We start from the raw sequence: 12132 nt of genomic DNA, 5'->3' as shown, positions 1-12132 counted from the left end.
GGGCTGATGTATTACGCGCTTTCAGCGCTCATTGTCCTTTCAGGACGATCGTACACAAATCCTGACTCATAGTAAATCATTTAATCAGTAGAATCTGAGTTCGGAAATCTTCAAATTCTCTTCGATCCGAAGAAATAAAACTCGAGATCCCTTCTAATCCAAAAAAAATCCCGGTAACCGCCTTGAGGCAGTACCGGGATTTTCCCTTTTAATCGTTTATCATTTACTTTTCCGGTGTTTTACTGAAGATCGCGCGGATCCGTTCCATATCAAACTTCGAACTGCGGTCGTAATAGTAGATACCGTTTTGTTCCTGCTCGACATCGGTCAATTGGGTGTAGCAATAGCCCCAGATATCAGCCGATAAAGAAAGAACGACATCGACCTGGCCTTCCAGACGCTTATAGAATTCTTCCAACGAACGGGGCGGTTCACCGTACCCCCAGGAAGTATTCTGCGCACTTTCCAACTGTTGGGCCGGATTCCACTTGATACCACCGAATTCATCCACCAGATAAGGCATATCCTTTTTGTACTCTGGGAATTTATACTGGTTGGTGTATTTCAATCCGTTGAAACCGATATTGCGGGGAGCCAGTTCGATCGTCCAGATCGGTGTGCCGGCCAGTTTGCCTCCGTTGTAAAGCTTCTCTTTCAGTTTCGCGGGATCCTGTTCGTAGTCGTGTACGGTCCAGATATCGGTCGCGATATGCGTACCGCCGCTGGCGCCGTGGAACGGACGGGTCGGGTCGATCATCTTGGTGAGCTTATACAGATCGGTCATAAATCGGGGATACTGCGTGCGGTCGGGCCAGAACTCTTCGTTGGTCGGCGTCCAGATCAATAACGAAGGATGGTTGCGGTCGCGTTCAACGATCTCACACCATTCGGTGATGAAGTTGCGCGCCACGATCGGATCGTTACAGTCCATCCCCCAGCTCGAAGCTTCGCCCCAGGTGAGATACCCCATTTTGTCAGCCCAATAATAGAACCGTTCTTCAAAAACCTTCTGATGCAGGCGGGCACCGTTGAAACCGGCAGCCATCGAGAGTTCGATATCGCGTTTCAAAGCTTCATCGCTCGGTGCGGTCCAGATGCCATCGGGATAGAAACCCTGATCCAGTACCAGGCGTTGGTAATACGGCTGATTGTTCAGGTAGATCTTATTGCCTTCGATATGGATCTTACGCATACCCAGGTAGGCATCGATCCGATCGACTTCTTTCCCATTTTTATCCAATACCTTATACTCCACATCGTAGAGGAAAGGACTTTCCGGGCTCCAGGTCTTCATCTTCTTGACGGGCAAGACAGCCGTCGCATGGGCGTTGGCGGGAATGGTCTGTTGCGCCACCACCTTGCCGTTATCCTTCAGCGTGACTTGTAGTTTTCCGCCCAATTCTTTATAGAAGCGGGGACGGACAATCACCTGCTGCTGATCGATATCGGTAATCACCTGAGCGGAATGTAAGCCTTCCGGATGAACCGCTTCCATCCATACCGTCTGCCAGATACCGGTCGTACGGGTATAGTTACAGGCATACGATTCGAACTGCAGGTTCTGCTTGCCACCGGCTTGTTGCCCGCTGCGCAGGTCGCTTTCGGCATAAACCACCAGGTTATGGCTACCACCGGCTTTCACCAGCGAAGTAATATCCACGGAGAACGAAGAGGTACCCCCGAAATGACGACCGGCCAGTACACCGTCGATATAGATCTCCGATTGATAATAAACGGCGCCAAAGTTCAATAGGATGTTCTTTCCGTCCCACTCCTGCGGAATATCGAGGGTACGGTGATACCAGAAGTGTTCGATAAAATCTTTGTATCCGATGCCCGACAGCTCGCTCTCGGGGCAGAAAGGTACCGTGATCTTATCTTTGAAACCGGTCGATTTGAAAAACTCACGCTCCAACCCGGTACCGCTGAAGTCGAAAGAACAGGTCCATTCTCCATTGAGGTTGACCCATGCCGCCCGCTGAAACTGCGGACGGGGATACTCCGCGCGGGGCACAGCCGATAAGGTCGCCACACCCAACAACAGGGAGACTAATACTAAAGTTATTTGTTTCATAATATATATATTAGTAGTTGGTAGTTGGTAGTTGGTAGTTGGTAGTTGGTAGTTGGTAGTCGCAATGCAGTATTTTCTACTAACTACTAACTTCCAACTACTAACTACTGTAAGTATGAGGTTTTCCTCATACTTACTTTAACGCTTTAATCACCTCCTGATTGGCTTTGCGCACAGCCGCTTCGTTGATCTTGATCTCCTTGCGGTCGTAAGTCATCAAACCGTTCACTTCACCTTCCACATCGGTGGTCTGGGTATAGACAGCAGCGGAGAAGCCACGGTCGACCATGCCTTGCAGTTCTTTGGCGTACTTCACGTATTCAGCCGTTACCTCGTCGGCATTCTTGAACTGGATATATCCCCAGTTACGGTCGGTTTGCCACAAGTGGTTTTGCAACGGAAGACCGATACCGCCATACTCGCCCAATACATTCACGCGGGCAGCATCGTAGAGGAACATACTCGGTCCGGGATAGTTATGCAGGTCGAGGATATCGCCTGTCGCGCGGTGGTTACCTCCACTGGCGGGGTTCACCAGACGGGAAGGATCGTACGCTTTGGTCCAGTCGGATACGCGTTCGGTATCGAACTGTCCCCACGCCTCATTGAAAGGCACCCAAACGACAACCGACGGGTTGGAAACGCAAAGGTCCATAATCTCTTTCCACTCCTGGTCGTAGTTGGCGATAGAAGCCGGTGTACGTTTCTTGTCTGTTCCGCCGTTGTAGGTATGCGGTTGCCATTGGTTGCCCATATCGCCGCTCGGCATATCCTGCCAAACGAGCATACCTTCGCGGTCGCAATGGTAGTACCAACGTGCAGGTTCCACCTTCACATGCTTGCGGATCATATTGAAGCCCCATTCTTTGGTTTTCACTACGTCGTACAACAACGCTTCGTCGGTCGGAGCGGTGTACAATCCGTCAGGCCACCAACCTTGATCCAACGGACCATAGTGGAACAGGTTCTTGTTATTCAATTGCATACGCCAGATGCCGTTATCGTCTTTCTTCATCGAGATCTTACGGAAAGCGGTGTACGACTTCACATCGTCCAATACTTTACCGGCTTTGGCCAGCGATACCTGCATATCATACAGATAAGGATTCTCCGTATCCCAAAGCGTCGGGTTCTGAACACCCAGGCGGATTTCTTTACCTACTATACCTTTGGCAGTAGCCACGACGCGGCCTTTGTCCATCAGTTTCACTTCGATGATATTCGTCGGGCAAGCGCAAGTAGCATCAACCGTTACCGTAAGCGCGCCATTGTCGATATCAGGAATAGCCTTGATATGCGTGATATGTTCGGTCGCTACCGGCTCGATCCATACCGTCTGCCAGATACCGGTCACCGGTGTGTACCAGATACCGTTCGGACGGTTCACCTGTTTTCCGCGTGGCTGATAACCTTTGTCTGTCGGGTCCCAAACACGCACCACCAGTTTATGCTTTGTCTTTCCCGCCAGGTACGGAGTGATATTGAAAGAGAACGGCGTGTAGCCCCCTTGGTGCGAACCGATCATAATATCATTGATAAACACGTCGGCCTTCCAGTCTACCGCACCGAAGTTCAAGACGACGTCTTTGTTTTTCCAATTTGCAGGAACAGTGAACTCACGTTTGTACCACAATTCGTTCTGATCGCCTACCTCTTTCTGTACACCCGAAAGAGCAGACTCGATAGCAAAAGGAACCAGGATCTTGCCGTCGAAAGCGGTCGGCTCGATCTGCCCTTGGGGTTTGATGGCATAATCCCAAAGCCCGTTCAGGTTCACCCAGTCTTTACGTTCCATCTGCGGACGCGGATATTCCGGCAATACATTCTCCGGATTGATCTCAGTCGCCCACTTGGTTTTGAGCTTATCACCCACAGGCTGCCACTGCGCCTGCACACTTACCGCTGCGATCAGGGCGCAGCACATCAAAAACTTTTTTCTCATGATAGTAATTAATTAAAATGATAAATATATAATTCATAATTCATAATTTAAATATTGGAGCTTTTGCTCTGAGCGAAGGAGTCGATCCTTTAACTACCGGCCAGTCCTGTTCCCAGCGTACATGATCCATCAACAGGACACGTCCAGTGGGGTTATATAAATCCACAGCATGATAGAAAATCCAATCGTTGCCTTCATCGTCGGTCACGATCTCCGAGTTATGCCCCGTTCCCACAAAGCGCTCATTCTTCCCGATCAGGATCTCGTGGTGGTTTTCCATCATCGAACGGCCCGCCTTATCCAGGTAAGGGCCAAAGAGGTTATCCGATCGACCAACAACGGTGGTATAGGTACTTTTGGCTCCTTCACAACAAGAGCCGATCGAAGCAAACATATAATAGAAATCACCGTGGCGATGGATATATACCCCTTCGTAAGCCGTGCCGGCTACCTGGAGCTTCGCAGCACCTTCCCGGATCGACAAACCATCATCCGACAGCTCGATCGCATAAAGTCCGCGGAAGCTACCCCAAAAAAGATATTTCTTTCCGTCCTCTTCGATATAATACTGGTCGATTGAGTTTTGCACATCGATCTCATTGCTTCGGAAAAGCTTACCCTGATCCGTAAAAGGCCCTTCGGGTTGATCGGCAACGGCGACACCGATACCGCAAGTCCACTCCCCTCCCCAGACCGACATGGAATAGTACAACACATATTTCCCATTGATATAATTGATATCGGGCGCCCAAAGCCCTCCTTTGGGTTCGAAGGTGGGGCGTGTCTCAGCCGTAAAAGCCGTACCGATCTCCTCCCAATCGACCAAATTCTTCGAACGATGAATGGGCGTATTACGGATATCTTCGGTAGCATAAAGATAAAAGTAACCATCTTGTGCCTTGATAATCGTAGGATCGGGTAGACTATAAGCAATCACCGGGTTCTTATAGGTTCCTTCCGGTTGCTCCACAATTGGGGGGAGTGGTTCTTCGGCAGCATTCGTCGTGCTGCACGAAAAGAGAATGATAGCGGATAATAATAGACTTGTTATTCTCATATATTTATTTTATTAATGGAAAGAGTTTTCCTTTGTTACTCTTTCTTTATATCCTGTACAATACACAGACGACATCGTTTGCAAAGCCGGATGGTCTTTCAAGGTATAAACCACTTCTTTTTCTTTATTAATCATCAACAGATGGACTCTTTTATCCGGTTCCTTTTCGTGGCCGACCCAATTGGCGAACAACAGGTTTCCATCGGGCAACAAATGCATTCCTCCAAGAAATTTCAACGGAGCACCTTCGATATCCCGATTAGAGAATTGCCAAACGACATTCCCTTCTTTATCCAACTCGACAATGCGCGGATCACGAGTGATATCGGCTACGGCAACCAGTGTATTCCCATTTGACAAACGGATCACCGAATGAGGCCCGCCCGACACATCGGCACTCCAGACGACCTTTCCTGCCGGATCATATTCCTTCACTGTTTGCCCGCCATAATGGGCTACTAAATAATTCCCGTTGTCCAACCGGCGCGCATTACGCATAAAAGGGAAACCGGCATCAGCGGTTCCTTCCGGCAAAATGGAGACTTCTTTAACAATCTTCCCATCGGGTGCCACTTCGAGCAAACGCCCGGAACGACACTCCCCAATAAAGGTATTGCCATTGTTTTTCAACCGTTGACAAGCAAAGATAGGACTTTCTGACTGATAATGAAACACCGTATCATTTTGTCGGGTCATTTCCAATACGCCCCGGCCGGTTGTAAAAAGAATATTCCCATTCTCCAACACCCAGATATCGTTGGTTTCTTTCGCCGGATGCTGCCAAACAAGCTCATCATTCTCCATCACAAAAACAATGCCTTGCGAATAGTCACATCCCGCAAAAGAAAAGCCCTGTGCCTGCAGGCTGGACACCCACAGGCAAAGGACCGTTACACTTAGATAAAACAAGTATTTATACATTTACCATTCCGTTTATAAGGATAATACATACTCCGTCAGATCATCCAATTCTTTGGTCGACAGATCGGTGGTCGCGCCATGAATATCCAGCATCTCCCGCATGGAATAAACACGGCCATCGTAGAGATACGGAGCGGTTCGCCACACTTCAATCAGGGTTGGCACATCCATCTTCACCTCTTTTTCGCCTTCTGTCGCCCAAGACACATAATATTGTTTCATATCCGTATAGTTCGGACCGGAGTGGCAGTCCGCACAATTCTTCGCGAAAACCTCCTTCCCTCGCTTAGCCGTTTCCGACAATTCGCCATTCACCAGATAAGGACTGGGAAGCGGCCGTAACGATCGCAACCAAACGTCCATCGCATGGGTAATTTCTTCATTATCGGCTGCGAAAAGGATATGTTTGTATCCGGCACGAACGGCAGTTTCCGCATTCTTCCGGATACCGGTCACCATCGAAGGAGGTGTTTCATGAGAAAGCAATAACGACTTGGTATTCTTTGGATTCCCCAAGCCATCGTTCTTTTGATCCCAGTTCAAACCATCCATACGGGCATCGTTCGGATGACAAGAGATACAGCTTTGCCAGCCTTGAAAACACAAGGAAGCGTCATAGAAATACATTTCGCCCCGTCCTTCGATCGTTGCCGTCAGTGAGTTTGCCGAGGAAGGAACCCGGGTTTTCTCCTGGGTTTTCCAATCCAACGCGATCAGTTCACCGGTATAATAGTTTGCCGTATAAGCTTTGTTACCACCGATCACTATTTCACGCGGACCTTTTCCATCGGTCCCGATAAAAGAGACCAGGCCGTAAAGGAATCCGGCGTCATTCGGTATATCTTCCGGCCGATGAGTCGACGGAACTGTTTTCTCTCCACGCATGACCTTTTGAATACGTTCATGCATGCCTTCACGATCGATGCAAACAATCTCATGAGTTCCGGAAGCAACAGCCAGGATTTGTTTATCATCCGGTGTTACAACCACTCCCCAAGGGTTTGCCGCTCCTTTCTGAGGGGTATCGAGCAATACGGTAGTCAATCTGTCCTGCGTATCGAGGTCGATGATCGACAGAGCATTCGTACTCATCCATCCGCGATCGACCTGGTTGGTAGGCAATTGATAACGGGCAATCAGATGAGTTACATACGCATATTTCTGATCGGCCGATAAAGCGACCGCTTTGACATCGGTCGAGCCATTCGGTAGATAGATTCGTTTGACAACAGTTTTCGCTTCCGTATCAACCACCGTGAGCAAAGCCGTTACCGGGAAATCGGTCGAAGCCATTTCCGGCAGGTTGTTCACCACCAACAGATGTTTTCCCTGATTGAATGTCACCAAATCAACAGGTTCCCGTCCTATTTCCAGTCGGGTAAGTACCTGTTTCGATTGGGGATCGACTTCCCATAATGCATTATGAAATCGTTGAGTCACCCACAAGGATTGGCTCGCCGGATTATAAACCACAGCAGAAGGGCAAGCTCCCATCTCCGTCTCCGACAAAATGGAAAGATCATTCGCATTCAATTCATATAAAGAGCCGTTCGAGCCGTCGCAGACCACCCAAAGACGGTCGGCTGTCACTTCGATATCGTTTACCGGTTGTTCGAACGTCACCTTCTTTTCGATATTTTTCAGATCCGGTTGAAAGAGCATCAGCGTGTTCTCACTGCGATTATTCACCCAGATACGCCCCGACGCATCGGGTTGAAACACCCGGTCAGGAGCAAAGGTTCCTGTTGACAGATCGCAACCGGTCAAGAATAGGCAAAACATCGTTATATAGAGAATTCCTATCTTATTCATCTTCATCATTTCATTCCTCATTTTGCTTTACTCTGAAGCGATTCGACATACAACCGGATATTCTCTTCGTTCTGCCGGAGCGCCCGTTCCCGTTTTTCCTCGTAATAGGTATAGTACTTCTTTTCTTCTTCCGTCCAGTTGTTTGCTTCCCGGTAATCACCGATAAAAGGCACCAACAGGTCGATCCATAAAGCAACTGTTTCGATTTCATCTTTCGACAGTTTCACACCGCCATGCCCCTTTTCCAAACGTTTGATCAGGTTACTGGTTGCTGAACCGGCAAAATAAGGCGGTAAGAGGTTCGGTGTCGACAAAGCACTAATCCAGTTCACTTCCGGATGATGCGCATTTCCCTGCCAGGAATCATTCCCATCGGTCAACTTCTTTGCATGAGTCAGGTTCAGATAAGAGTCTGAAAATTTACGTTTCGTTTGTTGATCAACCACCTTCAGATCGCCTTTCAGGCTCATCTTGTGTTTTACTCCATCGTGACAAGAGATACAATTCGCATCCCAGATCGGTTGCACTTCCGCTATATAGCTGAAGTTACGCACTCCGATTCCTTCGGGTTTGATTCGCTGCACTCCGGTATCCACCGCCATCGAAACCGGATGGCCGTACACCGGCACCGTATTTTTATGTTCGTGACAGCCGACACAGCTTTGCGTCTCGCCCGGCTGAAGTGTCGACCAGCTACGCATGGTCTGTACTACCCGGTTGTTTTCGTCCAATGCCTGGAAGTAAACCGGCGTACGCGAAGGCACAGTAAAAAATGCCGATCCGTCGGGTTGCACATCGACTGTTCCGAGTATGCGTTTCACATCCCAGCTGGTATTGCCCACACCGACAGGGGTATTGGCATGTCCACCACCACCATCGTCCCAGCCATAAGCCGCTCCGATACTGGCTACGCGGTAGATGATCTCTACAATGCGCAGTTTCTTCACCGTTCCGGGTTCAATTCCTTCCAGTCCTCCCCCTTCATAGATATTCTGCATATAATAGACGCCTTCGTTCTTTGTGTAATCCACCATATTGGCTCGTTGGAATGGACGTTCCCGCTCGACCAGCATCACCGGCTGGTTGCAGGAGTTCGAGGGATCGGAAGCCAACAATTCACGTTCGCCATTGGCCGTCATCCAATAGATTCCAAAACGGATCGGCCGGCCGATATGATATCCCAACGGGGAATAAGAGATCAGGAATTCCTCTTCCGACAGCGGATAAGGGTGTTGAAACTGATCGCCATACTGTCCGTAGGCATCGATCTTCACCGCTTCCGCTTTGCGCATAGGCGCCAACATCGTGACACCATCGTTCTCATCGCGTCCGGCTTCAGGGTCGATAATTCCTAATTTCCCATGTTGGGGGGTATGATGTCCCAGGATGGTTGCCATGATCTTTCGTGTACCGGGGATCTGGCGCGCATGGGTGACGGTAGTCGGGAAGAAACTGTTCAATCCATAGTATTCGGCCTGTCCCGTACCGTCAGGGTTCATCTGGAATAATGGTTGAGTGAATACCTGGGCCCGGTCGTTGTATTCCCAGCGGGTATAAACGACCCGCCCGTCGTCGAGTAATGTCGGGTTTACGGTATGCACCTGGTCGTAACCGACCTGACGCATATATCGTCCGTCGCGGTCGCAGAGGAACAGGTTACTCACTTCTGTCGTATGACAATCCACCGCATTCCCGTTACGAGTCGAGTTGAATAAAATATTCTCATCGGGCAGGTAAATGCCTTCGATATCGGCAAATCCCAATTGATCGGTTATTTGTTTCACCTTACGCGAAGGCATCTCCATCTCATAAAGGTGGAAATCATCTTCTTTTAAGGATTTCTTCCAGGAGAACAACAGATGCTTCCCATCGAAATGCACATCCGGATCACGGATCACGCCTTCCGGTGTGTCGATCAAAGTCTCCTCTTCCGCCCAGATACCGTTCATACGAATGAGCGACAAAGCACCTCCGGCAAAGAAATTACATTCCGCCCGGGCATCCGACAGTCCTTCCGTATAAGCGAAGAAAGAAGGTTGAAGCACATCAAACTTGGTAAAAGCAATCTCCGGTCTGTCTTTTATAAATGCAGCCAATCGTTGCTCCCGCCGTTGTGTACAAGCATCGATATAAGCCTGAAACGCTTTAAGCCGACTTTCCGGCGAGTCGGTCAACTCGATGGTAAGATTCAATTTTTGTAACCGCTTAATCAGTTCCTCGTTGAAATCGCCAGCAAACCAATGAGCCTCATCGCCATCCTGCAACCACCAGTCGTAATAGACCGGATAATTGTCCAACAGATTCAGATGGGCTGCCCGAAGTTTTTCCATCCATTCATTACGCCGCATTCTTCCCCGAGGTTGCGACATCCTATCCAACAGGATTTTCAATGAATCTCCCGTTTGTTGTACCGAAATATGAGTCTCCCACATTTCTTGTACAAAACCCGCCACTTCGGGTGGCTGGTGTTGTTTCTTTTCCGGTTCATCTGTCGACTGACAACCAGCCAGTAAGAGAAGAAGCAGACTTATACATGGTATTAAACAGTGTCTGAACATTCTTATTTCCCTTCTTTCATTTTCATATATGCTTCCACAATAGCTACCCCACTGGAGGTACCGATACGGGTAGCTCCCGCTTTAATCATCGCCAATGCCGATTCCAGGTCGCGTACGCCACCGGAGGCTTTTACTCCAAGATCCGGGCCGACAACCCGGCGCATCAATGCGATATCGTGCACTGTTGCACCGCTTGTACCGAAGCCGGTTGATGTTTTCACGAAATCGACTCCTGCCTCTTTAGCGATGCGGCAAACTGTTTCTTTCTCTTCATCTGTCAGGTAACAGGTTTCAAGGATCACTTTACAGATCACACCGGCCGGCCGGCAGATAGAAACCATATCTTCAATTTCTCTTTTCACAATATCCAATTGTCCTTTCTGCAAGGCACGGATATTGATAACAGTATCAATCTCTGTAGCCCCTTTTTCAATGGAATCGCGTGTTTCGAACGCTTTACATTCGGTCGTTGTCTGCCCTAAGGGGAAACCAATAGCGGCTCCCACCCGGACAGCAGAACTCTTCAATAGAGAAGCACAAGTGGTTACTTCAGCCGGATTGATAGCGACCATAGCGAAACCATACTGATCGGCTTCGGCGCATAGTTTTTCAATGTCGGCAGCCGTACCATACGGTTTCAGAAAGGTATGGTCGATCATTCCGGCTAAATCTTTTACTGATAAATTTGCTACTACTTGTTCCATGTTGTTTTCTTTTTAAAATGTCATTACAGTTTTGATTACTTCACCTCTTTTAATCGCGTCGAACGCATCCAGAATCTGCTCCATCTTAAACCGATGGGAGATAAATTCGGATGCGGATAATTTACCTTCCCGGATCCATTGGGAGAGAGTCGTCATTGCAGCCTTCTCTTCCGAGCGAGTTGGCCATTGATGGATATGTAATTCAAAGTTCAAAGGTGCTTTCGTCAAGTCGATCAACGGGCTTTTAGTCATCACACCATAGACACACAGATCGCCCGCCATCTTCAATAATGCCAATCCGCTATTGACAATCGATTCCAACCCGACGGCATCGATCACCGCATCATACGAACGATTGGTAGCGGCTATAAATTCAGCACTTGCCACCTGATCGGGTGTATAGGTATTATCGGCTCCCATCCGCTTGGCTATGGCCAACTTCTCGGGCAACATATCAACAATATCGACCTGCCCTAATCCAAAGAGCTTGCCTAACTTCACAAAACTAAGTCCCACAGGGCCGGAGCCAAAAATTAACACCTTCTTTCCCGGTTCCAGGCGGAAATCCTTGAAAGCACCCAATACCTCACGCCATGTACAGGCAATCACGCCTTCTTCGGCAGGGATATCGGCAGGAATCCGATTCTGGATTTCGAAGCTATCCCAACAGCCCTGCTCGGGTGTTGCCAAACCTTCTTCTTTCAAGACCTCAAAGTCGTTCACCACGACATACTCGCTGAAGCCACCCCAGGCACTATGCGGCCCGTTTTCACCAAACGAGGAGATAAGGCCACCGATCACACGGTCGCCCACGGCGAAGTTTTTCACTTTACTGCCTATTTTTTCGACAATGCCTACATTTTCATGGCCCAATGCCATCGGATAGGTTTCTTCACCGGGGAATTTACCGGCGATCAATTTGCTGTCAGTGGCATTACAGAAAGCGACCATCTCGGTCTTTACCAATGCCTGGTAAGGGGATATTTCAGGAATAGCGACTTCCTGGATTTCTATATGGCCGGGGGTTGTTACAATTACAGTTTTCATTTTATTTCATAATTCAT

8 protein-coding genes are annotated in these 12132 nt (G+C 48.8%); all 8 read right to left on the bottom strand.

Going from position 1 to position 12132, the window contains the following annotated elements:
- Positions 1 to 223: 223 nt before the first annotated feature.
- The 8 genes from M2133_RS15205 to M2133_RS15170 all read right to left on the bottom strand — a co-directional run bounded on the left by M2133_RS15205 (position 224) and on the right by M2133_RS15170 (position 12115).
- A complete protein-coding gene (locus M2133_RS15205) occupies positions 224 to 2074 on the bottom strand; it encodes a glycoside hydrolase family 2 TIM barrel-domain containing protein (RefSeq protein WP_277467050.1) in 1851 nt (616 codons plus the stop codon).
- Positions 2075 to 2207: 133 nt separating this feature from the next.
- Positions 2208 to 4016, bottom strand: a complete 1809-nt coding sequence (locus M2133_RS15200; RefSeq protein ID WP_277467049.1) for a sugar-binding domain-containing protein — start codon at positions 4014 to 4016, stop codon at positions 2208 to 2210.
- Between the two features lie 40 nt (positions 4017 to 4056).
- Positions 4057 to 5073, bottom strand: coding sequence for a family 43 glycosylhydrolase (locus tag M2133_RS15195; protein WP_277467048.1), 1017 nt, complete (start codon positions 5071 to 5073; stop codon positions 4057 to 4059).
- A gap of 12 nt (positions 5074 to 5085) precedes the next feature.
- Entirely contained in the window at positions 5086 to 5994 is a 909-nt protein-coding gene (locus M2133_RS15190) for an aryl-sulfate sulfotransferase (RefSeq protein ID WP_277467047.1), read from the bottom strand.
- A 12-nt stretch (positions 5995 to 6006) separates the two neighbouring features.
- A complete protein-coding gene (locus M2133_RS15185) occupies positions 6007 to 7806 on the bottom strand; it encodes a c-type cytochrome (protein WP_277467046.1) in 1800 nt (599 codons plus the stop codon).
- 17 nt (positions 7807 to 7823) lie between these two features.
- Entirely contained in the window at positions 7824 to 10238 is a 2415-nt protein-coding gene (locus M2133_RS15180; protein WP_277467045.1) for a hypothetical protein, read from the bottom strand.
- Positions 10239 to 10366: 128 nt separating this feature from the next.
- The gene (deoC, locus tag M2133_RS15175; protein ID WP_277467044.1) at positions 10367 to 11068 is read right to left on the bottom strand and encodes a deoxyribose-phosphate aldolase; all 702 of its coding nucleotides are present in this window, start codon (positions 11066 to 11068) and stop codon (positions 10367 to 10369) included.
- A 12-nt stretch (positions 11069 to 11080) separates the two neighbouring features.
- Positions 11081 to 12115 (bottom strand): zinc-binding dehydrogenase, encoded by a 1035-nt coding sequence (locus M2133_RS15170; protein ID WP_277467043.1) that lies wholly within the window; start codon positions 12113 to 12115, stop codon positions 11081 to 11083.
- Positions 12116 to 12132 lie beyond the last annotated feature (17 nt).

The sequence above is a fragment of the Parabacteroides sp. PF5-6 genome, from assembly GCF_029504695.1.
Lineage (GTDB): Bacteria > Bacteroidota > Bacteroidia > Bacteroidales > Tannerellaceae > QVMG01.
This window is presented reverse-complemented; position numbering and strand designations above follow the sequence as displayed.